Here is a 26278-nt window from a genome sequence, read left to right as displayed (position 1 = left end):
TCCATTTGACCCAACACCACTCCTAGATTAGCAAAATGGCGATCTGATAAGTGATGTTAAAACCCACACACAAGCTGTCTTTAGGGAAAGCCAAATGGGTTCTAAATAACTGGAATTTGCTGACATGAGTCTTATTCACATTTTGGCTTATTTGTCAACTATTTTTACTGAACCGGCGCTCTAAGGGTTGCAATTGTTTCGTCAGAAAGTTGGTGATCAACAAAGCAATGGTTTCACCGTCTTCCTCAAGAGCAAAATGCCCTGTATTAAGCAAATGGAATTCAATATTTTTCAAATCCCGTAGGTAAGGATAAGCACCATCGGCAGGAAAAATCTGGTCATTCTTGCCCCAAACAACTAATGTTGGAGGTTGATACTTGCGGAAGTACTCCTGCCATTGGGGATACAACGGTGGATTAGAACCGTAGCTATAGAACAGCGCTAACTGAATGTTACTATTACCAGGTCGGTCAAGTAACGGTTGGTCGATATTCCAGTTATCAGGACTAATCGATTTAGGATTGCGGACTCCGTGAGTATATTGCCACTTGGTTGCATCCAAGGTGAAAAATTGCCTCAAGTTGTCAGCATTTTCAGGTGTACGCTCTTTCCAATAAGCCTTAAGGGGTTCCCAGAACTCGCGAAGTCCTTCTTCATACGCATTCCCATTTTGAACAATCAGTGATTCAACTCGCTCTGGATGCTTAGCTGCAATTCTATATCCGATTGGGGCACCGTAATCCATTACATAAAGGCTATACTTCTTCAATCCAATTGCCTCAATAAATTTCTCCATCACCTCAGCCAAATGGTCAAAGGTGTATTCAAACTCATCTACCGTTGGCATTGAACTGTTACCAAAACCGGGATAATCAGGTGCAACCACATGAAACTTGTCGCCTAGTGCACCCATCAAATTACGAAACATATGCGATGAAGTTGGAAAGCCGTGAAGCAAAAGGATTGTTGGAGATAAGGGCGAACCTGCTTCACGATAGGAAATATGGAGACTATCAATCTCAATTGTGCGGTATGCGGACATAGCTCTCAAATTCTCCTGACTTCAAATCACTTGAATAGAACGTTCGGTACAATAAAAGGACATACAACAACAAGCATTGCTTGGAAATAAATGTTTTTCACAATACGCTTGATATCTTTATATTTTTGCACCGAACATTCAGTACAAGATAACTGTACCGAAAAATCGGTACAATGTCAACAGGTTAAACAGAAAATTCAATGGACAAAATTGAAGCGTCTCGGCGATTAGTCAACGTGTTTCGTCAGTATGGTTACGAAGGAGCAACCCTGTCTCGAATTTCCCAAGCAACTGGCTTAGGTAAAGCAAGCCTATACCATCACTTCCCCAATGGAAAACAGGAGATGGCAGAGGCGGTGCTGGAACATGTGAGTCAGTGGTTTGGAGTAGCAATCCTCGAACCGTTACACCGTTCGGGTGAACCAAGAAAGCGCATTCACACTATGAATGAAAGTCTCAAACAGTTTTACAACTGCGGCAGAGATGCGTGTCTGTTAGCGCTATTTAGTCTTGGCGATTCCAACGATTTGTTTCACGAGCAAGTCAATCAAATGCTTAATGCTTGGATTGATGGTTTAGCGCAGGTGTTAGAAGAGGTAGGTTTGTCTAAAACACAGGCACGTCAACGAGCAGAGGATGCGGTGATCCAAGTTCAAGGTGCGCTCGTTTTAACGCGGGGACTCAATAACAGTGCGCCATTTGAAAGGGTTTTGGAGCAACTTCCAGATCAGCTTTTGCACAACGAATAGAACTTGCATTTTGCACAAACCAAAATACATCAGATGAGCTTACCCTGCAAAACTCCCCCTTGCTTGTTCTATCTGCCTCTGGCAGTTTGCAAAAACTCCACATATTTTGAAGCTGCCTCATCTGCATTTTCTATCAGCACTAGATGTCCTGCTTTGGGCAACTGGATCACTCTTGCACCAGCAATACATTCTTGCAGTCGATTAGCCCCACTAATGTCGTAAATCTTGTCCTCCTCGCCCCAAATAGTGAATGTGGGAAGTTGAGTTGGTACACCCTGACAGAGAATGTCATCATAGAGATTTACAATATCCCAAACCTGCTGGTAATGTTGGTTGCGAGTAATGTAATCGTTGACTTTCTCTGCTATGACAGAATCAGGAATCGTGGGAGGAGTGAAGAAAAGCAGGCTGATTTCCAAAGCAAACTGTTCTTTGGTAATTGGAATAAAAGGATTAATGCCTTGGAAGATTGCTTCTTTAAAACTGCTTGCCCAATCAACAATGCCCAATGGTGAACCGATAAAGGCGAGGGTACGCACCTGGTTTGGGTAACGTTGAGCATACAGGTGAGCGATCGCTCCCCCCATCGAGCTACCCGCTAGATCAAAAGACTTAATCCTCAATTTCTCCATCAACTCATGTAGGAGTGTTGTTTGGTTCTCCAGAGCATAGTCACTCAAAGTAAAACCGTTACTGTTGCCATAGCCTGGTAGATCTGGGGCGATCGCCCGATAGCCCATCTCAGACAGCCGACACATCATGGTGTTCCACTGCTCCTTGTCGGCAAATAAACCATGCAACAGTAGAATCGAGCGCCCGTTCCCCACTTGACTGTAGGACAATGTACCGTTGCCAACCTGTGTAGTAAGGCTTGCGATCGTGCAGCTTGAGGCAGGCGTTGCGCGATTCACAAACACATAGCCTATTGACCCGCTTAATACTAGAATGACAATTAATAGTTGAATGATCAACTTTCTCATGGGTTGATGCTCTAAAATAGCTGGTGTCAGGGAGTTTAGCACAACTTCCATCTGGTAAAACTTGAGGGAGTCTTACCCATACAAGCAATGAACCAAACGTTATTCCATCTTGCCTTTCCCGTCACAGACATTGCCCAGACAAAAGCATATTATGTAGATGGTTTAGGCTGCACTCCAGGACGGGAAAACCGCAACGCCCTAATTCTCAATCTCTACGGTCATCAACTAGTAGCTCATGTCACAAAAGAACCACTCACACCCCAACGCGGGATATACCCAAGACACTTTGGGCTAATTTTTACTTTAGAACATGATTGGGAGGATTTACTCGCAAGGGCGCAACAGCGACAACTCCTTTTTAAAGAAGAAGCTAAACATCGCTTTGTTGGTTCTGCCCTAGAACATCGCACTTTCTTTTTAGAAGACCCTTTTTATAACTTAATGGAGTTGAAGTATTACCGTTATCCTGAAGCAATTTTTGGGAGTGCTGAGTATACGCAAATTGGCGATGCTCCAGCAGGGAGCCTTCTGGTGGGCGATTGCCTACGGCAGAGCTACGCTTAACGCCTTTAAACTGTAATGCATTTTTATTCCATCTTGTCAATAGACAGAAGACTTTTCAGTATTGGGTTGTGTCTTTTGAATGTTGTTAGCGCACTGGGAGGGAGTCCATGTTGAATTTTGAATTGTCAACGCCTCCGCCACCGCCGCCAGACTTCCGGAATCGCTCAGCATCCAGGAGTGATTTAAAACTGGTACTATCACTTCACGTCCCACAGGCATTTGCGAACTACTCGCAGGGACAATCATCAAATCATAAGGTGTCCAGATAGAGGTAAAATCGATCTGTCTTAACATCTCAACATCCTGATTTAAATCTTGCAACAGAACACTATCAGGACGCATTTGAATGCAACCAACACCTTGACGACAGTAGGCAATCCAAGTGCCATGATGAGGTGATGAGATGGTAACAAACCGCTGCACACGGTTGATTCCTCCCAGTCGTTGGACGTAATAGCGGCTAACGATACCTCCCATGCTAAAGCCGACTAAATCCAAGGGTTGTTCTGGTTCAAAAGTCGCATCAATATAATCAGCCACTTGCTGAGCTAAGGTGTCAAGACCAATGTTGCCATTATTTGGTACTAAATCTAGGTCATACACCGTCCAACCTCTCTGGTTCAAGTACGGAATCATATTATCGAAAACTCGACCTGTATCAAAAATACCGTGTACCAATAGGACTGGGTTTCGCTGTTTTTTGACGTTCTTCATTTACTAAATAATATTAAGTTCTATCTTTTTCTAATTTAGTCGAGTAGAATCACCGTTTGCCAAAAAGCTATGACAGTCTCCGTATTGGTTTGAAGCGAACAGGGAACAAAACAATTCAAAGGAGGGCTACGCCCCGCTGCGCTAACAAAATTCAAAGTATGCCCTGCGGGCACGCTAGGCTATCAATTCAAAATTCTTAATGAGCGAATTTTGAATTGATAATTTTGAATGTTTGAGCAGCGAGTGGGAACGCTTAACGCTTAATGGGTGCTTTCAAGAGTCGATACGCATATCTGAAAGTATAAGTTAACTTTTTTTAAGTAGACTCTCGAAATATTGCTTCAAGTTACAGTAAAATTTAATAATAAAACCTAACTGTTTAAAGGTGGCAAGTGCCTGAAAGTAAAGAGTAAAAAGCACTAGCCCTGTTTAGTCATAGCCACTTTATGAAAGCTGTCACCGTAACTGGTTGTATACGCAAATGGGTGGGTCAAGAATATCTTGATAAAAATTAAACATATTCCGTGATTTTCTAAGGATTACGGTCACATTCCAGGTATAAGAGGCAGGAGAATTTCTAATGAACGGTTTCAAAAATTTAATCACTGGGGTTCCGAATTTCTTTACTGGGCTTTTGGGTAAAAAGAAGAACGGCTACTACCTAGAGCTCGATGAAGCCGCTGAAGCAACCAAAGAAGCAGCCAAGCAAGCAGTATCCAAAGCTCAAGAAGCCGTTGGCTCAGTAGTCTCGAAAGCTCAAGAAGCAGTTGAACCAGTCACATCCAAAGCTCAAGAAGCCGTTGGCTCAGTAGTAGCTAAGGCTCAAGAAGCGGTTGAACCAGTCACATCCAAAGCTCAAGAAGCCGTTGGCTCAGTCACATCTAAAGCTCAAGAAGCCGCACAACCAGCCGCATCCAAAGCTCAAGAAGCCGCAAAACCAGCCGCATCCAAGGCTAAGAAAACGGCTAAGTCTGCCCCAAAACAAGCAGACACAAACAATGGAACAAAAGATGCTGCTGCTGAGGGAAAACCTAATGTTCAGTTAACACAGGGTGCAGTTGGTGCTAAGCCTGAGCCTGTGAACTCACAAAAAGCCAAAGCAATAATTCAAAAGGAGCCAACTGAAACGACTTTTGCACCAAAATATCTCGCTGTACCTAATACTAGCAATGGTCGTCGTCGTCCCGGTGCGAACATGAGTTCTTTCTTAGACATGGCAAATCAAGTCAAAACCTCTAAGTAGCCTTTGGATTTTGTTTAGGGTGGGCGTTGCTCACCCTACTGTTAATTGATAAGATTTATAAAAAAGTAACTACTTATATATAAAAGTATTTAGTATTATATCTAAAGCTGTCCCCGCAATCATGTATACTGTTTTTAGCTTGCGCCATTGAATGCCACCGATTCTAACTGTGCTGCCACAACAGATAAGGCAACAATTGGGGCTGTGACTGCTCGCAAGATGCGACGCCCGAGGGAAACAGGTTGAAATCCAGCCTCAATAGCGTGCTTCAATTCTTTATCTGTCCATCCTCCCTCTGGTCCAGTAGCAATGATAATCTCAGATGTTGTAGAAACTTGATTGATTGCCTCTGTTAAATGAGGATAACTGCCACGAGCCTCACAAATGTAACGGTGAGACAGCGCGAATGACGGCTTTCCAACGCCAGATACCTGCGGAGGGAAAACGCCAGGTCCTACAACGGGGGGAACCCCCGCAACGGACTGGCTCCCCTCCCGCAGTACTGGCTTCTCCGTAGGCGACTGCGTTAGCGCAGCGGAACCGGAGGTTCTCCCCGAAGGGAAATTTGCTGTCTGTGTGGCAAGACTAGTTATAAAAGAAACGGGTTCTAATATTGTAGGCACAAAAGAACGCTCTGATTGCTCAGCAGCTTCTTGTGCAATGCGCAGCCAGCGTTGGAGTTTTTGAGGACTAGGATCAAGTAAAGTGCGATCGCTCACAACCGGAACAATAACCGCGACTCCCAACTCAGTACAACACCGCACCACATCATCAAATCCATTTCCTTTGGGCAAAGCTACCATCAACGTTATGGATACAGGTAACTCCGTTTCCACCGTTAGCGACTCTAAAATTTGTGCTTTTTCTCCTTCCAACTGCGCCAACCACCATTTACCCTTGCCATTTATTGCAATAAAGCGATCGCCACCGCGCAAGCGCAAAACACGTTCCAGATAATGTTGTTGTTCTTTCGTCAGCAATATTTGTTCTTGTTGAAGTTGGGATGGTGCTATTGCGATTCGTTGCAGTTGTGACATGATATCAACAGTTATCAGTGAACAGTGAACAGTAAACAGTGAACAATTATCAAGGTTTCAGACGACAACAAGTACTGATAACTGATAACTGATAACTGATAACTGATAATCACCCAAGCTTATCAAACACCTTAAACATAGGCAGGTACATAGAGAGTAAAATTGTACCAATCATCCCCCCCAAAACGACAATCATAATCGGTTCCAAAATGCTGGTTAGTGCTTTGACTGTTTGTTCCACTTCATCTTCGTAGAAATCAGCAATTTTCATCAACATAACATCTAATTCACCAGTTTCTTCTCCGATACTAATCATCTGAATTGCCATTGGAGGAAAAACTTTCTCTTTTTGCAAGGCAATGCTAATCATACCTCCTTGTTGAATTTCTACACGCGCAGTATCAATAGCCTTAGCAACTACCTGGTTTCCTGAGGTATCCCGCACAATTTCCAACGAAGTCAGAATTGGTACTCCTGAACGAGTCAAAGAACCAAAGGTACGGCTAAAACGGGCAACTGATGATTTTTGGACTAACTCACCAAACAACGGTATCTTCAGCAAAAGACGGTCTATGGTTTCACGTCCAACCTGACTTTTGTAGTACAGTCGATAGGCGATACCTGCTGTGATAACGCCGATAATCACCAAAAGCCAACAACTTCTTAACACTTCACTTAGCTGCAGCATAAATTGCGTCAAAGCAGGTAACTCAGTACCCAATTCTTTATAAATATTGGCAAAAATAGGGATGATAAAAATCGTCATAGCAAGAAAGATGGCGATCGCCAAAAATCCCACAACAACAGGATAAGCCAATGCTGACTTAATTTGGTTTTGTAATCGAGCAATATCCTCCAACAACTTGGCTAAACGATTTAGCACTTCATCCAAAACACCACCAACTTCCCCAGCCTCAACCATACTGACATATAAACCATCAAAGCAATCAGGATATTTCCGCATCGCCTCAGAAAGATTCATACCACTTTGTACATCAATATTAATACCCAAAATCGCTTGTTTCAGTTTAGGATTGCTACACTGCTGGGCTAACACACTCAGACTTCTCACAATTGCCACTCCTGCATTCACCAAAGCAGCAAATTGACGAGAAAATACGGCTTTATCCTTCACGGAAACATACATAAATTTGGTTTGAAGTTGTTTGAAGTCAAAGCCTTGAGATTCTTTTTTGATATCTTGTACAATATAACCCTGTTGCCTAAGAGAAATACGAGCTTGAGCCAAAGAATTAGCCACAACTTTTTCTCTTTTCGATTTTCCTCGCGAGTCCTTAAAACGAGCAACGAATGTTGGCATATAAAGCAATTCAATATTCCAAATTTAAAACTTAAGATTTAAAATTCAAAAATAACAAACTCACAGCCCCCAACCAGGACTGCTTGTTGATTGAAAGTGCCCCTTGTAACCAGTTATCAGTTATCAGTTATCAGTCTTTTACTGTTTACTGTTCACTGTTCACTGTTAAGAGAACCCTGTGTTTTAATGTGCTTTGACTGCTACTCCTGCTCTTGTTCCAGCGAGTAGTGCTGCACTACCGATAAGACGCTTAATCTCATCCGGCTTAGAAGTTTTAGAGATTGCATCTTCCAAAGAGATAACTCCTGCCTTATATAAATCTGCTAAAACCTTTTCTAAAGTCTGCATCCCCATTTTTCCACCAATTTGAATAGCAGAATAGATTTGAGATGTTTTTCCTTCACGAATTAAATTAGAAATCGCAGGAGTCACAACCATAATTTCTTGAGCCATCACTTGACCAAATTCACCTGGTTTCGGATTTTTTCGAGGAACCAAAGTTTGACTAAATACCGCCACCAGTGAATTTGATAACTGCACTCGCACTTGAGTTTGTTTTTCGGAGGGGAAAACATCAATAATTCTATCTACAGTTTGTGCGGCTGAACTCGTGTGCAAAGTTCCAAAAACCAAGTGTCCCGTTTCCGCAGCAGAAATCGCCAAAGAAATTGTTTCCAAATCGCGCATCTCACCCACCAAAATGATATCTGGATCTTCCCGCAAAGCTGCTCTTAAAGCATTAGCAAAGCTTTTCGTATCCTCACCAAGTTGCCTTTGATGAATTACACTTTTCATCGGTTCATACACAAATTCAATCGGGTCTTCTACTGTCAAAATATGCTCTGAGCGAGTGCGATTAATCAAGTCAATGACTGCAGCCAGGGTAGTTGTTTTACCAGAACCTGTGGGACCTGTTACCAAAATTAATCCCCTTGGTTTTTCTGACATTTCTCGTACAACATCTGGCAAACCTAACTTTTCAAAGTTTGGAGTTTTGGAACTTAACGCCCGCAAACAAGCGGCATAAGCACCACGTTCTTTGTAAACATTAACCCGAAAACGAGCCAATCCCCTAATACCATAAGAACAATCTAACTCCCAATTTTCCTCTAATATTCGACGCTGGGAATTATTGAGCATACTAAAAATCAACCATTGACACTCATCTGCCGACAATGGCTGATTGCCAATAGGAGTCAGTTTACCACTGAGGCGAAAGTAGGGAGGCAAACCTGCAGATAAATGTATATCCGAACCACCCATTTCTATCAACTTCTGCATCAAATCTTCAATCATCATTTCCATTTTTCTAACTTCCTTTCTTCAAAACTAATAACTAATAATGACTTCCTTAAGTAGTCTCAAATTACCTATCTTCTTCTTTTTCTTCTTCCTTTGCGTCCTTCGCGTCTTTGCGGTTCGTTTAAGTATTTTTTTTGGCGGGAAAAAAGCAACTACTCTTAAAACCGTGATGTCATACAGTACGGACAATCCAGCCATTCAGCTTCCAGTCCAGCATGACAAGTCCGACAAGTCAGACTCCTCTTACGCTTAGCTTTCAACTCTGCTTCCAAACCCGTATCAGTAAACGTGACTCGTTCAACCTCTTCCAAAGTCGTATAACCTTGACACACTAAATCCAAACTGTAAGCCAGTAGAGTTTTCATCCCTTCTTCCACCGCTACTTCTTTGATGCGTTCCGTTGGTGCGTCTTGGGTAATCAGCCCTTGCAAACGTTCTGTAATTCGCATAACTTCATAAACACCACAACGTCCCTTGTAGCCAACACCATGACATTCTGGGCAAAGCTGATGATTTGCCTTCGCTTGGTGAATTTGCTCTAAAGTTAAGGTATTTGCCTTATAAAAGGTAACACCCGCTTGTTGGCTTGCTGATAAACCGTAGCGAGCGAGTTCTGTTGTGGTAGGAGTGTAGGGAATGCAACAACTGGGACACACGCGCCGTACTAAGCGCTGTGCTAATACACCAATGAGAGAACCGGAAACCATGAAAGACTCAATGCCCATTTCTGCCAAACGAGCGATCGCCCCCGGCGCGTCATTAGTATGCAAAGTTGTCAAGACCAAATGACCGGTCAATGCTGCCTCAATTGCCGTTTTTGCCGTTTCCTTGTCTCGCGTCTCACCCACCAGAAGCACATCGGGATCTTGTCGCAAAAAAGCCCGTAAAGTTGTCGCAAAATCCAGACCTTTTTCCCGAATCACCTGCACTTGAGTGATTCCAGGTAAACTGTACTCAATTGGGTCTTCCACCGTACAAATATTGATGCCTGAAGAGTTCAGTTCCGAAAGTGCCGAATACAAGGTTGTTGTTTTACCAGAACCAGTCGGTCCTGTCACCAAAATCAAGCCAAAGGGACGACTGACCATATCCTTGACAATTTGCAAAGTTTCTGCATCAGCAATCAGTTGATCCAATCCCAATTGGGTTGCAGAGTTATCCAAAATTCGTAGTACGATTTTTTCCCCATAGCGACTGGGCAAGGTACTAACGCGGAAGTCCAGCTTTCGTCCCTCAAACACTCTTGTGATGCGTCCATCTTGAGGTAAACGCCGTTCAGCAATATCGAGGTTGGCAATAATTTTGAAACGAGTTGTGACAGCAGGAATGATTTTTTTGGGCAGAGGATCGAAAACCTGACGCAGCACACCATCCTTACGAAAACGAATGAGTAAATTTTCTTCCTGCGGTTCTACGTGAATATCAGAAACCATCTCATGTAGTGCTTTCGCGAGGATTCTGTTAACTAAATTGATAATCGGGGCATCCTCAGCACTCTTCATCGCTGCACCTAAGTCAGCTTCCTTATCTTCAGGTACATCCTCTAAATTGAGATTGTCTAGATTTTCTAAATCCTGATTAATGTCTGTAAACTTTTCCTGTTCGAGGTGCTTTTGTCGAACAGTCACCTCATCCAAATATTGGTTAATAAGTTGCTGATAATCCTCTTGAGTAATCACCATCCGCTGCAAAGTCCATCCCTGCGGACGTAAGATGCGGTTCAAATCATCCGAAGCTTCTAAATTATCCGGATCTACCATCGCCACCATAACCGAGGGTGGGTTTACCTCAGCATTCTTTGCTAGTGGTATTAAGTGATGACGACGACAGATATCTACTGGAATGAGGGTATCAATCAGTTGACTCATTCTTGTTGTGCCAACCTGACTCACCTCTAAATCAAGAGATTCAACACCGTATAATATTTTTAGTTCAAATAGCTGCTGCTTTTTATGTAACCTATACAGTTCTGGTGACAACTGTCGTCCGGAAATAGATTCCAGCACTTGTGTCAGAGATCTGCCAGACTTACGACTTTCAATCAGTGCTTGTCTCATCTGTTCGCTATTGACAAAGCCAGATTGCACTAGTTTGTTGCCAAAGGGCGAGAACTGAGATCTTGTAGTAACAGCAGTAGTACGCCTTTGTGGTAACGACTGAGCCATATATGAGCAATTAGTCACGGAAACTCTAATTAGAGTATTCCCAAGCTGGCAGTCAGAATTGACATGTACACTGATAACAATTAAGACAATCTTGAAAAAAAATACTACTGATTGAGACTAGGAGCAACCTTCTCTAGGTAAGCTCGAAAGATTTGATGTGCGGTTTTGTGGTCGCCTTCTGGGGTAAGATCAAACAAAAACCATAAAGCTCTACTTTGATAACATCTGGGTTTATCTGTCGCAATTAACCTACCAAGGTGTTCACAATTCCAACCAGGAATTGTGTACTCCCAATCAGCAAAAACATGAAGGGCTTGTTTGAGTCGCTCAATTATTCGCTCAGGCTCAAAAGCAATGTGGTCAATACCGGCAACAAATTTTGCCTCTTTTCTCTCAAATGGACATAACCCACGACCTGTATCAAAAATATGTGTATCTGATAGACCAATCCCATAATGCCAAAATGGGTCAGATGGGTTTTGCCAGTTGAGTAAACGCCCGTATCGCTCACTTGAGGAGTTCACGAGACACTCAATTTCTTTTATTCTCTTCTCGACTTGTTCTACAGACAACGACATACGTAAATTGCTCAAGAGCGGCGATAGCGAAGCGCTGCCGCCAAAGGCGGATCGCATCTAATATATCTTGTAAATAATCCTCCAATTGTCGTCTGGTCATAGATAGACCACTTCTGTCAAAATCCGCTCTCCTATACGTGGCTTTAGTCCCCCTTTATGTACCAGATCAACCTTCACTCCAAGGTTATCACTCAGATAGTTTTCTAAATTGACAAACTTCAACAAACTAGGTATTTCAGAGAACTCTACCAACACATCGACATCACTCGTTTCAGTCTGTTGTTGTCTTGCATAGGAACCGAAAATACCCAATTCGCTTACTTTGTACCGTTCCTGCAACACTGGTTTGTGCTGAATCAACCATCGCCGAATTTCTTCCAGCGTCTTCATGCTGCCAAAACCTCCTCTGCGTACACTAGTCAAAGTGATTATCTTTAACCTAACTCTAAACCACTGCCCCCAGTGGTAACTAGCAGCATAACGCTGATTGTAAATCTGATTCTGGCTTCCTTACAGAGCGGCAAAACAGGTAAAAAGAACTTTGATATAATATTGTCTTTGACAAATCAATTGTCTTGTGACGATTCAAGTTCTTCATACGGCAGAATAACGGTGTCAACGATATGTTATATCTCCAGTAGTCCAAAGCTTTGGATCTATGAGTAATGAATAGTGTAATGAGAGCATAGGCAATAGGAGTAATCCGTAGTCTATGTGAACCAGACCACCCTTAGAGGGGTAAGCGTTACTTAAGTCATGACACCCTGGAATTCGCTAGTTCCCTGCACCGCAGTCGCCACAACGGGGGGAACCCCCGCAAGGCGCTGCTCCCTGTCGCTAAGAGTTAAACATCTGGCAACAGAAGTGCTTTTAGCCTAACAAGCTCTAGTAACAAGGTTGAAGCAAACATTACTTAGAAATAAGGACTGGTCAAACCGACCGAACAAATCATGTCAAACTACGTATTTTTGATTGATGCCAACAAAACACCGATGAATCCAATTCATCCAAGTCACGCCAAGAAACTTCTAGAAACAAACAAAGCAGCAATATTCCGTCGTTACCCGTTCACATTAATCATGAAACGAGTAGTAGAAAATATTGTTGCTTACCCGTTGACATTGAAGTTAGACCCTGGTTCTAAATTGACTGGGTTCGCTTTAGTTAATAACCGCGATGAAGTTATTTGGGGAATGGAATTACAGCACCGAGGATTAGCTATTAGTGATGGGCTACAAACCCGATCTGCTGTAAGACGTGGTAGGCGTTCTCGACATACCAGATACCGTCAACCCAGGTTTGTGAATCGCACTAGAGAAAAAGGGTGGTTAGCACCGTCGTTGCGGCACCGCGTATTAACTACCGAGACGTGGGTGAAGCGTTTATGTAAGTTTGCGCCGATAAGTGCAATTGTCCAAGAGCTTGTCAGGTTTGACTTGCAGCAGATGGAAAATCCGGAAATCTCTGGAATGGAATATCAGCAAGGTGCCTTGCAAGGATATGAAATTAAAGAGTATCTTCTCAACAAATGGGACAGGAAATGCACTTACTGTGGGGCGGAAAATATCCCTCTGCAAGTTGAACATATTTGCCCTAAAGCCAATGGAGGAACTAATCGAATCTCTAATTTGTGTTTAGCTTGCCAAAAGTGCAATCAGAACAAAGGTACGCAAGACATTGAAACCTTCCTTGCTCAAAAACCCGACCTTTTGAAGAAAATCTTGTCTGAGGCTAAACGACCTTTAAAAGATGCAGCGGCAGTAAATTCTACGCGCTGGTCGTTATTTAATGTCTGGAAAAGTTTAGGGCTGCCTGTTAAGACGGGTTCGGGTGGTTTAACGAAGTTTAACCGGACTCGTTTATTGCTCCCAAAAGCACACTGGATTGACGCAGCTTGCGTTGGGATTACTGGCACGTTAAAAATCTTAATAACTAAGATTTTCACCGCAAAATCGACAGGACACGGCATAAGAAGGATGTGCCGAATCAATAAATATGGTTTTCCCTGTACAGCCCCCAAGCAAACTTTTACTCATGTATCGACAGGCGATTTTGTAAGAGTTCAGATAGTCAAAGAACGCAAAAATCTACAGTCTGGAACATACACTGGACGCGTCAAAACACCGACAAACAAAGGGTGTGAAGTCGTTATCAATGGGTTTAGAGTTGGGTTTTCAACAATGAAGGGTGTGTCCAGAATCCATTGCAGCGACGGGTATAACTACGCTTGACCACGAAAAGCTACGAATTAACGAGATTAGGATTTTCGACTAAAAACTAATGACTAACAGTTTAGAGGCTCAACTTTTAGAACTGCGAGAGGAAGGAGAAAAAGCGATCGCCGCTGCTGATACGCTAGAACGTCTGGAGGAACTTAGAGTCAGCTACCTCGGGAAAAAAGGTCAACTTGGGGCGCTGTTGCGGACTATGGGACAACTGAGTGCGGAGGAACGACCAAAAATTGGGGCGATCGCCAACACAGTCAAAGAAGCTTTGCAAAACAGCTTAGATCAGCAACGCGCAACCTTGGAAGGGGCGAAAATTCAGGCACAGCTAGATGCTGAAACATTAGATGTAACAATGCCAGGAATTTACCGTCCTCAAGGTCGTGTTCATCCCCTCAATAACATCATCGACAAAGCTTTGGATATCTTTGTCGGGTTGGGCTACACCGTAGCTACTGGACCAGAGATGGAAACAGATTACTACAATTTTGAAGCTCTGAACACCCCACCCGACCACCCCGCCCGTGATATGCAGGATACTTTTTACCTGCCAGACGGGAATCTGCTGCGGACTCATACCTCGTCGGTACAAATTCGTTACATGGAAACAGAGGAACCGCCCATCCGGGTGGTTGCGCCAGGGCGAGTTTACCGGAGAGATAACGTAGATGCGACTCACTCAGCAGTTTTCCACCAAATAGAACTTTTAGCCATTGACGAAGGACTGACGTTTACTGATCTTAAAGGCACCATTAAGATATTTTTGGAAGCTATGTTTGGTGAGTTACCTATTCGCTTCCGCGCCAGTTATTTCCCGTTTACAGAACCTTCTGCTGAAGTTGATTTGCAGTGGAATGGTCGCTGGTTGGAAGTTATGGGTTGCGGTATGGTCGATCCAAATGTGCTTAAATCGGTGGGTTACGATCCGGAAGTGTATACTGGGTTTGCCGCTGGTTTTGGTGTGGAACGTTTTGCGATGGTTTTACACCAAATTGATGATATTCGCCGTTTGTACGCAAGCGACCTTCGCTTTTTGCGGCAGTTTTAAAAAAGTTAGGGGTTAGGAACTGTAACTTAATCTATAGACAAAGCTACCCATTACTACCCATTTTTGGGTAGCTTTTCTCTTGCGATACGCTCAATAACATCACTTAAGCTTCCGGTTCATACTGTTGTTAGTCTAGTTAATTGGCGTTGCGTTCATTATCCGAAGCGAGTTCCAACGTCATCAGGTGTTCGTCGTAAAAACGTCCAGCTTTCGAGAATGTCTCTTGCTCAGTACCGTAGATGCGGAAGCCAAGCGATTGGTAAAGACAGATTGCCGCTTTTTGTTGGGTCACGACAGTTAGGTTGACTCTCCTGATGCTTCGCGCGTTCGCTGCCCAACTCAAAGCTTGCCTGACAAGCGATCTACCACAACCGTTGCGACGGAATGCGGGCAAAACATATAGCCCCCCAAGATGAGCGCGGTGCTTCTCGTTGGGTGCGCAATAGCGAGAAATCCGGACGGTGCCAATGAGTTGATTGTCTTGAAACGCTCCGAAAAAGCAACGCTCGTCGCTTTGTGCGAGTCTTGCAGCTATCTCAGAAAGATTTGGTTCATCCTCTGGCAACGAGCCGAAAGCTGGGGGATGTTCATGAAGCGCAAGCAAACGCACAAAACGATATGATTCAGCATCAGCGGGAGAAAGCACTCGTACGCTGATGGAAACAATGCTGTGTTGAGGCTCGCTGGTTTGATTTTCATTCATACAGACTGGTAGAAACGCCTAACGGTGAAGCTAACCGGAGTCAGGTGACTGTTGCATTGTAATCGATTCTCCTAACTTTTCTGGTGATGTTGTACTTTAGCCAAATTTCAAAGATTCTGTACAAACTCTTGCCACTCAGCACGAAAAGCATTTTTTTCAGCTTCTGTCAAGAAAGTTATTTTCGGCAGCAATTATCACAATGACCACAACGCCAGTTCTTAATTTCTTCCTCAAAACCAAAAGCACTCAATAAAAAACGCCAGCGACAATCTCTAGTAGTAAGATATTGATTCATTTGCTTGGTGGCGTGCAATTGTGTGACTGATTTGGTTTTCGCCCCTGGAACGATACTGTAGTGAAAGGGGTCAAGCCACTTGAGTTGTCCGGTGCTGTGTAGTAGAGAGAGGGCGATCGCACCATCACGAAATTCTCGCGCCACAGCATTCACCTCTCCCGTTCTCGGCAATTTTTTCAAGACTTGCTGCGCGTCTAGCTGTTGCTGCTGCAAATTCTCCTCAAAAAACTTTTGTCTTTGCTTATCTTGTGGATCTAACCACCCCGTAGGTTCACTGATCAACATCAGTGCTTGGGCTGGTTTTCTATCTCGTCCAGCGCGTCCAATTTCCTGCACGTACTCTGATATCAACAATGGCGGGTGAAAATGAACCACCCAACGGACATCTGACTTATTTATCCCCATACCAAAAGCACACGTACAGATGACAAACGGCATTTTTCCACTCAGCCATTGTGCTTCTATATCGCGGCGTTCTTCTGCGCCTAATCCTGCATGATAAGCTGCTGTAACGTAACCCAACTCTAGCAGCCATTTAGCCAACTCTTCGCTATCTCGCCTTGTCCGAACGTAAACAAGCCCAGTTTGTTGTGCTTTATCTGAAAGAAATTTTAAGAATTGTTGCTTTCTTCCCCTTGGAGTCCAAACTATACGAATAGAAGGATTAATATTAGAACGATAAGGATTAATACGAAAAACTGCAGGTTCCTGTAACTGAAGAATTTCTCGAATTTGAGTTTGGGCTAAAGGGTCAGCGGTGGCGGTGAAAGCGGCTAGCGCTATATTTGTTCCCAATGGTTTTGATTTGAGTAGCGCTGGTCGTACTGCCCCTAATCTTCGGTAAGCTGGTCTAAAAGTGTCTCCCCACTGTGTCAAACAGTGCGCTTCATCTAGTATCAATCCATTAATCACAAGTTCCGGCTGACACAACCTTTCCCACACTGGCTTGCTGAGTAAAGTTTCTGGCGACAAGTAAAGTAATCTGAGTTGTTGTCGTTCCAAAGCTTGTAAAGTGATACGCCGCTTATCAGATGGTAATTCACTATGCAAAAGGGCAGCGGGTATTCGACGTTCCCGAAGTTCCTGCACTTGGTTTTCCATCAGCGCCACCAAAGGCGAAACAACGAGGGTTAATCCCTGTTGTAGCAGTGCGGGAAGTTGAAAACAAATTGACTTTCCCCCACCTGTGGGCATGATAATCAGCGCATCTTTTTTTGCCAACAAACTCTGGATAATTTCTCCCTGCGGTGGACGGAAATCTTCATAACCCCAGATTTTTTGAAATGCAGCGCGGACTTCGTTCCAAGATGCTGTTGCAGAAGGATTCATGAGCCATAGTATACAAGGACGATACTGAATCTATCCTCTGGTTTTAAGCTACTGGCTCAGTAATATTATCAGTATTTGATTTGATTTGATTTGATTTGATGAGCATTGGTTTTTGCTCTCTTAGCACAGGTCCTCTGAGTGGATCGTACCCTAGTTGTTGAGTAATCCGTTCCCTAGCTAAAGCGCGGTACTCCCAAAAATGTTCTCCAGCAGCGCATAGCCCCAAATACATATTGAGAACTTGAGGCTTTTTCAGCAGAATCGTCCATAGTTGTTGCCAGAACTGCCCACGAATTTCAGGTCGCCGTAAGCCCTGATGCCAGATTAACTGAGCAACGAGCTGCAACCCCTTTCCTGGAGAAAATTGCATGGTTTGCTTTCGTTTTGCTAGCGAGCCAATACTGAGACATTGCTGAAAACAGCGTCTGAGATAGTTTCTGGGTTCATACAACGTCCAGAAGCCTTCTACATACTCTCTAGCGATTTCATCAATGGAGCGGGTGGGGATGAAATTCATTAAGGTATTCTGGTCTCCCACCTCAACGCCGCCAATACCCTCTACTAAACGCTGCTCTTTTTGAAGACGGTTCCAAAGAGCAGTGTTGGGCAAAGCTTGAAGGATGCCCAGCATCGGTTGAGGAATACTGGTTTGTTCAACAAAAGCTTGAATTCGTTCTCCTGCTCGTGGGCGTTCTCCATCAAAACCAAGGATAAACCCTGCATAGATTAGCATCCCTGCTTCATTGATCTTGCGACAACCTTCGATGAGCGGATTGCGAGTATTTTGCAGTTTTTGTGTTACTTGCAGGCTGTCTTGGTCAGGAGTTTCTATGCCGAGAAAAACTGCATAGAAGCCTGCTTCATTCATTAATTGCAACAGTTCATCATCTTCTGCCAAATTCACAGAAGCTTCAGTTATGAAGGTGAAGGGGTAGTCGTGCTGCTTCATCCAAGGAATTAATTCTCGTAAGAAGCGTTTGACGTTACGCTGATTTCCAATAAAGTTGTCATCAACGATGAAGAGTGACCCTCGCCAGCCTAAATCATAAAGAGCTTGTAACTCGGCTATGGTCTGGTGAGGCTCCTTGGTGCGTGGTTTCCGACCGTAGAGGACAATGATGTCGCAAAACTCGCAGTTGAAGGGGCAACCGCGAGAAAATTGGATAGCCATCATCAAGTAGGCATCCCGTTGCAGCAGGTCAAAACGCGGCATCGGGCTTTGGGTGACATCAGGTTTTTCCAGGGAGCGAAAGATTCCTTGCTCTTTTTTGCCTTTGAGCGCTTCTAGAAACTGTGGAACTGTCAACTCCCCTTCATCCAAAACCAGATAATGCGCTCCAGAGTCAAGAGCATCTTGCGGGATTGAGGTGGGGTAAGGACCCCCGACTGCCACTTTTTTGCCTAACCGCACCGCTTTTTGAATCAGGGCATGGAAATCTGGTTTCTGCACCAGCATTGCAGAAAGGATTACTAGGTCACACCACTCCCAATCAGCCTCTGTTTCAAGATTAACGTTGCGATCGTAAAATCTAATTTCCCAGTCCTTGGGTAGAAGGGCTGCTACTGTAATCATCCCCAGTGGAGGCAAGACGGCTTTGAGTCCGGCGATTTCCATGAAGCGATCATAAGACCAAAAGGACTGGGGAAACTGAGGGTAAATCAATAGTGCTTTCATAAAATCCTTTTTGCACAACTGTGAGTACCACGAACACCCATCAATAGCCGAAAGCATCTCCGTAAGATTCGCAATCGGCTCGTCGAACTGGAATGTTGCCCCAAGCAAATTAACGCCTGCAAGTAGTATTTGATACTTTTAGTCAAATGACTACAAATTAGGTATATAGAGATGATACAGACACTCAAACCATTAATTTGTCGTTAACCGTTTCAAGTGGCAACACACCTGTAGGAGGCTTTGTCATACCTTCGCCAACCGCATCTAACGAAGATATTTTAAATACTAAAAATAAAAAACTTTAGTTTTCTCTATCTAAAGTAATAAGACTAGAGTCAGGGTTATCCTGGACACTACTCACACAAAAATTAATATGGTCACGGATAGCCCGCTCATAAACTATAGTCTGCTTTGTTCGTATGCCTATAGGCTGATATATCAAGTTAATTTTTGGAAACTCGCACCAAGACATCAAAAAAATGTCTTTGGCGGGAGTAGTAATTTCATAATGATTCTCTTGTTTTTTCTTCTTAAGCCTACAATTATTGAGTCGTAACTTTTGTCTAAATAATGTTTCAAATTCGGGAATTAGGTTTGAAGCGGTTTTCATGGTTTATACACGTTTAAACGTGTTATTTAGGCAAAGAACATCTGGGTGATGTTACTAAGTATAACACTGCTACCTCTTATATTTTTTGGCAACAACGCTCAAATTATTCGTCTTAACTGCGGTTCATGTCGCTATCTCCGCAAAGAAGTTCTCTGGTCGCATTTAGATAACTTTGCAGATGAGTTACTAAAGCACCCAGCATCTGTAATAACTTCAATCAGACCTACACCACCGCCAGCAAAATAAGCATCATTAGCACTAAAGATGATTCCCAAAAGTCTGCTACTTTGTTTTGGCTCTATCTTAATTCAACATCTTGCTCAAAAACAAAGATACAATCATTTAGGGTTTTTTTGTACTGAAAACCATAATCTAACAAAGCTTGCTTTAAAGTTTGCAACTCAGATTCTTTGAGTTGATTTTTCTGGAGTGCTATCTCAATCGCTTCCTTATTTACTGTAAAAATTAAACAGTCTTTTAATTGGTTATAATCCCAGTTTAATTTTCTAGCTGTATTTAATTCTATGGCAGCTAATGTATCATCAAATTTGCTTTTAAGCATATTTTTTACTTGCATGAACTTACCGTTATTTTAACAATTTCAAGAAAAAAAACAATAAATAAAAATTAATTAACAGAGAATAAGTAAGGCAATGAATTTTATATGAAAATAAATATCAACCTTTTGGTAAATGTTTCTCCAGGAGTTATGGAGTAGTAATTTCTAGTTAAGAGATCGATAGTACTCCGATGTACACAAGTTTTAAATTCTCTTAGAAGAAGATTGAGTGATACTCGTAATAATACTAGAAAAAATAAACTATATAACCACAAAAGGCTGTACTGTTTCATTAAGAGCGCATATATTACCTTTATTGCTGAATTTATCCACTTTTGCAGCTAGTTGCTTAACTTAAAGTCGCTCACCTAGAAAGTCAATGGGAATAGTTTGATTTCACCATACATGTTTGTTTAATGGTTCAACTCATATCTGGCACCTCTCCGTATAAAACTGTACAAACTAAAAATATACAAGAGTAAGCTACATTATTTTTATTGGCTTTTGTCGCTAAAATAAAGGACTTTTTGTTGAATTCTGAGTGATGAGATATCATCAATTTTTATTGGTGCAATCTGTGAATCAAGATAAGTGGACAACATTATAGACAAGCAAGATTTTTGCAAAATCTGTGGCACCTTAAACGCTACCTATTCCAATCAACTAGCTCTCCACTCACACAAGTCATATCATGTTCGCATAATCGCTTATGATAAAAGTCCAGAGTACAATTATGAACTATGCCGAAACGGATCACTATAGCCACACATTTAAATATTTCCGAGTTAGAACAAGTTTACCGTCAGGCAAAAGACGGAGTAGAAAGTCGTAAAGCTCGCCGGGGGAAGCTTCCCCCGGCAGACTTTACGCCAGTGTCAGATTATATGGTTACTAGCACAAGGGAAAAAAACGGCTATATGTTGAGCAAGTAACAGGCTACAGCAGGACATGGATCTACGCATTGGTTAAAAGGTATAACGAGTCGGGCATTTCTGGAATAGGCGATTGCCTACGGCAGAGCTACGCTTAACGCCGCAGTGAAAATCAGGGAGCAAAGACGTTAATAGACGATCTTCACCAAGCACAGCTATGGCAAGCTTTGCAGTCAAACGCGCCGGATGGGGGATTTTGGAATGGGCGAAAAGTTGCGGATTGGCTGAGTGAAGTTACAGGGACAAAGATTAGTAGATACAGGGGATGGGAGATATTACGGCAGATGACTTTTAGACTACGAGTACCTCGCCCATCTCACAGCGAAAGCGACCCTTTCGAGCAACAAGCCTGGAAAAAAAACTAGCTATAGAAGTTGAAGAACTCAAAGCTAATTACCCAGATGCAGAAATTCAACGAGGCGTGCAGTTTCGCATCGTTTAGGACTCAAGCCGATTATTAGACGAGTTTATGTTCCAGAAGGCGAAACACCAATAGCCAATGTCAACTGGAGATACAAGTGGTTATGGTTGTATGCGTTCGTACATCCCAAAACTGGAGAAAGTTATTGGTGGATTCTTCCTTACGTAAATACGAACTTGTTTAACTTCGTTTTAGCAGATTTTGCTCGTGAATTCAGTTTAGGTGCTGATAAACACATTCTTTTGGCTGTAGACCAAGCCGGTTGGCATACCAGTAAAGACCTAGAGCTTCCATCCGGGCTGCATTTGACATTTTTGCCTTCCCATTCACCTGAATTACAACCTGCGGAAAGATTGTGGACTTTGGTTGACGAACCAATCGCCTTCTCGTTCATTTGAGACACTTGATGATTTAGAGGAAATTTTATTTCATCGGTGTCAATCTTTACTTCAACAGCAAGATTTGATTCAAGGTTTAACCGGTTTTCATTGGTGGATTAAAATCGGAGCTTAATCGTAAGTTATTTACCGAACATGATATAATGCCTCAGTGCGGAAACTTAGTGAACAACTTGTTGATAACTATCTGCACTTGCAGGAACCATCTCCCAGTAGTTCTGCAAGTACTCAAAGCTTGCATTCTCAAAGAAGTATCCCTGCCATCTTCAATTGTTCCATTCCTCAGGGTCATGCTTTCAAGCTTGCAACTATGGTTTTATGTGAAGCGTTAATATATTGCTAAGTCTCTAAAGCCCATCCCTGACCTGCATTAGCAAAACCCGTGTGACATCGCTTCTCCCACGCCCATTGCGTTTGGTGCATCCACTTACAGCCCCTACATTACAGTAGCCAGAGCATATACGCAATTACTCTGGCTACTTGGGATCACTAAATATTCCCAAAAAACTAATTTACGCAGGAACGACTTGAGCAATCAGTGAGCGTTTATCAAGCGACTGGACTTTACCCACTTGGCTCAAAGCAGCTACAATCCGGTCTAACATTTCTCCAGCCTGTTCACGATATTGATTTTCTCTGCCTCGTAAACGAATAACAAACTTTACTGAATCGCCTTTATTCAACCACTCAATTGCTTGCTCAATACGTAAGTTGTAATCAGCCATACCCACGTTGGGACGAAGCCGGACTTCCTTTACTGTAGGTCTAGCACTGTGTCCCTGACGCTTTTTCTTTTGATACTGAAGTTTACCATAGTTAAGAATCTTCGCAACTGGAGCGTCTTTGCCCTCCGAGACTACAACTAGGTCAAGCTGTACGCTCTGTGCTAGTTGTAGAGCTTCATTTGTATCGATCAGACCACGGTTATTATTCTCATGATCAATCAAGAAGACTTGAGGTGACTTGATTTGCGAGTTAATGAGCTGCTTTTGAATTACGATAATAGATCTCCTCTTAATTGTTCAATACTTGGTGAGTGCAAGTAATGCTAATCTAACACAAGACTAACTATAAATTATGACGTGATGAACTACCTTTGGACTTACTTCGTTTGAGAGTCAAGCTTCCAACGAAAACAAACAATAGGAACGGTCTTATTCGTTTTTGGGGCTTCCCGTCTTATGATGTGTCCATATCAAAGCCAAGGTGTAGAAATCATATTATACTTAGGTATAAATTGCTTCTATAACTTTATATAACAATTTTTCCAATTTGCTCGCTAAAAGTTGTCTGGTATGTCATTATGGAAGGCGAGAGTTAATTCGGTTAATAGCGTTTGTTTTTAGTATTGACAGGTTTTTTGTTTTTGGTATCTACAAACTTTTCTCCGAAACCTAAATCTCTACACACTTATGATTTCGGAGACATTTTATGTCAGTTTATGTAGGTAATCTTTCTTACGACGTTACAGAGGAAACTCTGAAAGCTGTTTTTGCAGAATATGGTACTGTAAAGCGGGTTCAGCTACCAACTGACCGTGAAACAGGTCGTTTGCGCGGCTTTGGTTTTGTGGAAATGGGTACAGATGCTGAAGAAACAGCAGCAATTGATGCTCTTGATGGTGCTGAGTGGATGGGGCGTGACCTTAAAGTTAATAAGGCTAAGCCTAGAGAGGAAAGAGGCTCGTTTGGTGGTGGTGGTCGCGGAGGAAACAACAGTTTCCGTAACCGCTACTAAGCTTTATAAATTGGGGGATGAAGAACCAGCCCCTTAATTTCAGAAATTAATTTGATTTAGCACTGGCTCAGGCAAGAATGCTTGAGCCTTTTTGATGTCAGATTACGCTACTATGCATCTGTGGCATTACTTTGTCAAAGCAGTTATTGATAACCTTCGATATGGTAACCAGCTGCAACAATTGCCTGTTTGATTGACTCTTCAGAAGCCTTAGATTCTACAGTCACAGTTTTCGCTTCCACATCTACATCCACTTTGGTATCGGGTTCCATTACATGGATGGCTTCGGTAATTTTTGTTGCACAGTCTTCACAGGCAATATTCGGTACAGTTAATTTTAACGCCATAATCTGCCTCTTTTAGGGAATTTTTATTTATTCTCAGCTTTGATTGTAATCCTCGTCGGCGCGATCGCTCATCCTACCAAAGTTAGGTCAACCACTTTCGTCTCCCGATTATGGTTTATTGCTTGATTGACTTCATGGATAAACTAATCCGCTTCAATTTCTGATTAATTTCCAGCACTCGCACTTTCACAACTTGTCCCACCTTGACAATTTTCTTTGGATCATCAACGAATCTATCAGCCAATTGGGAGATGTGCACCAAACCATCTTGATGTACACCGATATCAACGAAAGCACCGAAGTTCGCAACATTGGTAACGATACCTTCTAGTTCCATCCCTTCTTTGAGATCAGAAATTTCCTTGATTCCTTCCTTGAATGTTGCATACTTAAACTCAGCGCGTGGATCTCTTCCTGGCTTTTCCAATTCGCTGAGGATGTCGCGCAGTGTTGGTTCGCCAACGGTGTCGGTGACGTATTTCTTAAGATTGGCTTTTTTTAGCTTTTCGGCAATTTGGGTGATTTGAGTTAGTGGTAGGTTCAAATCGGAGGCGATCGCCTCTACAAGTGAGTAACTTTCTGGGTGAACAGCAGTATTATCCAATGGGTTTTCACTTTGGCGAATCCGTAAGAATCCCGCCGCCTGTTCAAAAGCTTTTGGTCCTAACTTGGCGACTTTGAGCAACTGTCGGCGATTTTTAAACACACCATGCTGGTTACGATAAGCAACAATATTATTGGCAACGCTGGACGTAATCCCAGAGACAGAAGTCAAAAGTTCTTTGGAAGCAGTATTTAAGTCCACACCAACGTAGTTAACACAGCTTTCAACAGTTTCATCCAACTTCTTTTTCAACAACTTTTGGTCCACATCATGCTGGTATTGTCCCACGCCGATGGACTTAGGATCAATTTTCACCAGTTCCGCGAGTGGATCTTGTAACCGACGACCAATACTAATAGCACCGCGAACGGTAATATCTAAATCGGGAAACTCTTCCAAAGCCACTTTACTGGCAGAATATATGGAAGCACCCGACTCATTCACCATCACCTTGACTGGTTTTTGTTCCATCGTTTGCAGCACTTCCAAAACAAATTCGTCTGTCTCCCGGGAAGCTGTACCATTACCAATGGCAATTAACTCAACTTTATATTTTGAAATCAAATTTTTGAGAGTTTGTGCAGCTTTCAAACGTTGTTCAGCTGCTTGATGTGGAAATATCGCTTGATATTCCAAAAATTTCCCTGTTTGGTCGAGTATAGCAACTTTGCATCCAGTCCGAAAACCAGGATCAATCGCCAGCGTTGGTTTCATCCCTGCTGGCGCAGACAGCAGCAACTCCCGCAAATTCGTTTCAAAAGTTTTGATAGACTCAACATCAGCGTAGGTTTTCTTTTCCGCAACGACTTCACTTATCAAGGAAGTTTTCATCAAGCGGTTGAATGCGTCTTTAAGCATCCCTTGATAAAAGTCGCGGATGGCGCGGACTTTCGTCTTAATTTCCTTTGACTCCAAATAAGAAAGCACCACATCTTCATCAAAGGAAATTTCAAAAGACAACACCTCCTCTGCTTCACCGCGACACAACGCCAGCATATTGTGAGGCGCAATATTTCTCACCCTCATTTGATAATTACGGTACATCTCAAACTTGGTTGTACCTTCAGGATGATCTTTTTTGATACGGGAGACAAACACTCCTTCTTCCAGCAAGTAGCCCCGGAGGTATGCTCGCAACTCAGCTTTTTCCGCGACTTCTTCCGCTAAGATGTCAGAAGCACCCTTCAGTGCATCTTCTGCTGTCTTAACTCCTTTTTCCTCAGAAATATACTTTGCCGCTTCCGTATCCAGCGACGCCGAAACAGCATTTTTGTTGTTCAGCGATTTGATGAACTCCGCCAGCGCTTCGAGTCCTTTCTCTCTGGCGATAGTGGCGCGAGTACGGCGTTTGGGACGATAGGGGAGATATAAATCCTCAAGTTCAGTTTTGAGTAAACAGGATTCGATTTTTTGTTTGAGTTCGTCGGTGAGTTTCCCTTGTTCGGCTATGGAATTCAAAATCACCGATTTCCTTTCTTCTAATTCTGTTAAGTAATTGTACTTATCGCTCAGTTCGCGCAACTGAACTTCATTCATCTCGCTCGTCCGCTCTTTGCGATATCGTGCAATAAAGGGAATTGTTGCACCCTCTGTCAAAAGTTCTAGGGCGTTTTGCACCTGATAGGGTTTAAGGTTGAGTTCTGTTGCTAGTAATTGAGGAATATTCAGCATTGGTGCCTCAGTTGAAAACGCTACTTTTA

General features: G+C 42.8%; 25 protein-coding genes and 1 pseudogene. 8 read left to right on the top strand and 18 right to left on the bottom strand.

Annotation, left to right across the window (positions count from 1 at the left end):
- Positions 1-154: 154 nt before the first annotated feature.
- Complete coding sequence (locus DP114_RS23210; RefSeq protein ID WP_169264716.1) at positions 155-1042, bottom strand: alpha/beta fold hydrolase; 888 nt, start codon at positions 1040-1042, stop codon at positions 155-157.
- A 200-nt stretch (positions 1043-1242) separates the two neighbouring features.
- Here DP114_RS23210 and DP114_RS23205 point away from each other — a divergent pair, with 200 nt between their 5' ends.
- Entirely contained in the window at positions 1243-1791 is a 549-nt protein-coding gene (locus tag DP114_RS23205; RefSeq protein WP_169264715.1) for a TetR/AcrR family transcriptional regulator, read from the top strand.
- A gap of 68 nt (positions 1792-1859) precedes the next feature.
- On the opposite strand, the gene DP114_RS23200 is transcribed toward DP114_RS23205, so the two are convergent.
- Positions 1860-2822 carry an alpha/beta fold hydrolase gene (locus DP114_RS23200; RefSeq protein WP_246162686.1) on the bottom strand — a complete coding sequence of 321 codons (963 nt, stop codon included), beginning with the start codon at positions 2820-2822 and terminating at the stop codon, positions 1860-1862.
- Positions 2823-2858: 36 nt separating this feature from the next.
- Here DP114_RS23200 and DP114_RS23195 point away from each other — a divergent pair, with 36 nt between their 5' ends.
- The gene (locus DP114_RS23195) at positions 2859-3335 is read left to right on the top strand and encodes a VOC family protein (RefSeq protein ID WP_169264714.1); all 477 of its coding nucleotides are present in this window, start codon (positions 2859-2861) and stop codon (positions 3333-3335) included.
- Positions 3336-3371: 36 nt separating this feature from the next.
- Here the strand turns inward: DP114_RS23195 and DP114_RS23190 are convergent, their stop codons facing one another.
- Positions 3372-4049 (bottom strand): esterase/lipase family protein, encoded by a 678-nt coding sequence (locus DP114_RS23190; protein ID WP_169264713.1) that lies wholly within the window; start codon positions 4047-4049, stop codon positions 3372-3374.
- Between the two features lie 580 nt (positions 4050-4629).
- On the opposite strand from DP114_RS23190, the gene DP114_RS23185 reads away from it, so the two are divergent.
- Positions 4630-5292, top strand: a complete 663-nt coding sequence (locus DP114_RS23185; RefSeq protein WP_169264712.1) for a hypothetical protein — start codon at positions 4630-4632, stop codon at positions 5290-5292.
- A 134-nt stretch (positions 5293-5426) separates the two neighbouring features.
- On the opposite strand, the gene DP114_RS35260 is transcribed toward DP114_RS23185, so the two are convergent.
- The 7 genes from DP114_RS35260 to DP114_RS23145 all read right to left on the bottom strand — a co-directional run bounded on the left by DP114_RS35260 (position 5427) and on the right by DP114_RS23145 (position 12085).
- The gene (locus DP114_RS35260) at positions 5427-6329 is read right to left on the bottom strand and encodes an RsmE family RNA methyltransferase (RefSeq protein ID WP_246162684.1); all 903 of its coding nucleotides are present in this window, start codon (positions 6327-6329) and stop codon (positions 5427-5429) included.
- Between the two features lie 109 nt (positions 6330-6438).
- On the bottom strand, positions 6439-7650 hold the full coding sequence (locus DP114_RS23170; protein ID WP_169264738.1) for a type II secretion system F family protein: 1212 nt from the start codon (positions 7648-7650) through the stop codon (positions 6439-6441).
- A 183-nt stretch (positions 7651-7833) separates the two neighbouring features.
- Positions 7834-8955: a type IV pilus twitching motility protein PilT gene (locus tag DP114_RS23165; RefSeq protein ID WP_171977235.1), complete on the bottom strand. Its 1122-nt coding sequence runs from the start codon at positions 8953-8955 to the stop codon at positions 7834-7836.
- A gap of 155 nt (positions 8956-9110) precedes the next feature.
- The gene (locus DP114_RS23160) at positions 9111-11117 is read right to left on the bottom strand and encodes a GspE/PulE family protein (RefSeq protein WP_171977234.1); all 2007 of its coding nucleotides are present in this window, start codon (positions 11115-11117) and stop codon (positions 9111-9113) included.
- Positions 11118-11221: 104 nt separating this feature from the next.
- On the bottom strand, positions 11222-11641 hold the full coding sequence (locus tag DP114_RS23155) for a hypothetical protein (RefSeq protein ID WP_246162682.1): 420 nt from the start codon (positions 11639-11641) through the stop codon (positions 11222-11224).
- 7 nt (positions 11642-11648) lie between these two features.
- Positions 11649-11795 carry a hypothetical protein gene (locus DP114_RS23150; RefSeq protein ID WP_171975130.1) on the bottom strand — a complete coding sequence of 49 codons (147 nt, stop codon included), beginning with the start codon at positions 11793-11795 and terminating at the stop codon, positions 11649-11651.
- Positions 11792-12085, bottom strand: a complete 294-nt coding sequence (locus tag DP114_RS23145) for a nucleotidyltransferase family protein (protein ID WP_169264709.1) — start codon at positions 12083-12085, stop codon at positions 11792-11794. Before DP114_RS23145 ends, DP114_RS23150 begins: the two co-directional genes overlap by 4 nt.
- 560 nt (positions 12086-12645) lie before the next feature.
- On the opposite strand from DP114_RS23145, the gene iscB reads away from it, so the two are divergent.
- Positions 12646-13926 (top strand): RNA-guided endonuclease IscB, encoded by a 1281-nt coding sequence (iscB, locus tag DP114_RS23140; protein WP_169264708.1) that lies wholly within the window; start codon positions 12646-12648, stop codon positions 13924-13926.
- A 49-nt stretch (positions 13927-13975) separates the two neighbouring features.
- A complete protein-coding gene (gene pheS, locus DP114_RS23135; RefSeq protein ID WP_171977232.1) occupies positions 13976-14968 on the top strand; it encodes a phenylalanine--tRNA ligase subunit alpha in 993 nt (330 codons plus the stop codon).
- Between the two features lie 136 nt (positions 14969-15104).
- Here pheS and DP114_RS23130 read toward each other — a convergent pair whose 3' ends face one another.
- From DP114_RS23130 to DP114_RS35255, 4 genes are all read right to left on the bottom strand, one after another.
- Positions 15105-15671 carry a GNAT family N-acetyltransferase gene (locus tag DP114_RS23130; RefSeq protein WP_171977231.1) on the bottom strand — a complete coding sequence of 189 codons (567 nt, stop codon included), beginning with the start codon at positions 15669-15671 and terminating at the stop codon, positions 15105-15107.
- Between the two features lie 175 nt (positions 15672-15846).
- Positions 15847-17295: a RecQ family ATP-dependent DNA helicase gene (locus DP114_RS23125; RefSeq protein ID WP_171977230.1), complete on the bottom strand. Its 1449-nt coding sequence runs from the start codon at positions 17293-17295 to the stop codon at positions 15847-15849.
- A gap of 43 nt (positions 17296-17338) precedes the next feature.
- Positions 17339-18970, bottom strand: a complete 1632-nt coding sequence (locus DP114_RS23120; RefSeq protein WP_171977229.1) for a B12-binding domain-containing radical SAM protein — start codon at positions 18968-18970, stop codon at positions 17339-17341.
- Between the two features lie 301 nt (positions 18971-19271).
- Complete coding sequence (locus DP114_RS35255; protein ID WP_048867455.1) at positions 19272-19580, bottom strand: hypothetical protein; 309 nt, start codon at positions 19578-19580, stop codon at positions 19272-19274.
- 48 nt (positions 19581-19628) lie between these two features.
- Between DP114_RS35255 and DP114_RS23115 the strand changes: the two genes are divergently transcribed.
- Complete coding sequence (locus DP114_RS23115) at positions 19629-19826, top strand: hypothetical protein (RefSeq protein ID WP_171975129.1); 198 nt, start codon at positions 19629-19631, stop codon at positions 19824-19826.
- A gap of 52 nt (positions 19827-19878) precedes the next feature.
- Here DP114_RS23115 and DP114_RS23110 read toward each other — a convergent pair whose 3' ends face one another.
- The gene (locus tag DP114_RS23110; protein WP_169264736.1) at positions 19879-20142 is read right to left on the bottom strand and encodes a hypothetical protein; all 264 of its coding nucleotides are present in this window, start codon (positions 20140-20142) and stop codon (positions 19879-19881) included.
- A gap of 737 nt (positions 20143-20879) precedes the next feature.
- Here DP114_RS23110 and DP114_RS23105 point away from each other — a divergent pair.
- A pseudogene (locus tag DP114_RS23105) lies at positions 20880-22005 on the top strand (IS630 family transposase).
- A gap of 397 nt (positions 22006-22402) precedes the next feature.
- Here the strand turns inward: DP114_RS23105 and infC are convergent.
- Positions 22403-22870, bottom strand: coding sequence for a translation initiation factor IF-3 (gene infC / locus DP114_RS23100; protein WP_256379405.1), 468 nt, complete (start codon positions 22868-22870; stop codon positions 22403-22405).
- A 451-nt stretch (positions 22871-23321) separates the two neighbouring features.
- On the opposite strand from infC, the gene DP114_RS23095 reads away from it, so the two are divergent.
- A complete protein-coding gene (locus DP114_RS23095) occupies positions 23322-23627 on the top strand; it encodes an RNA recognition motif domain-containing protein (RefSeq protein WP_169264703.1) in 306 nt (101 codons plus the stop codon).
- 143 nt (positions 23628-23770) lie between these two features.
- Here DP114_RS23095 and DP114_RS23090 read toward each other — a convergent pair whose 3' ends face one another.
- Together DP114_RS23090 and DP114_RS23085 are read right to left on the bottom strand one after the other, a co-directional pair.
- Positions 23771-23974: a heavy-metal-associated domain-containing protein gene (locus DP114_RS23090; protein ID WP_169264702.1), complete on the bottom strand. Its 204-nt coding sequence runs from the start codon at positions 23972-23974 to the stop codon at positions 23771-23773.
- A 115-nt stretch (positions 23975-24089) separates the two neighbouring features.
- The gene (locus tag DP114_RS23085) at positions 24090-26249 is read right to left on the bottom strand and encodes a Tex family protein (protein ID WP_171977228.1); all 2160 of its coding nucleotides are present in this window, start codon (positions 26247-26249) and stop codon (positions 24090-24092) included.
- Positions 26250-26278 lie beyond the last annotated feature (29 nt).

Origin of the sequence: Brasilonema sennae CENA114 (assembly GCF_006968745.1) — a bacterium.
GTDB classification, from domain to species: domain Bacteria; phylum Cyanobacteriota; class Cyanobacteriia; order Cyanobacteriales; family Nostocaceae; genus Brasilonema; species Brasilonema sennae.
This window is presented reverse-complemented; position numbering and strand designations above follow the sequence as displayed.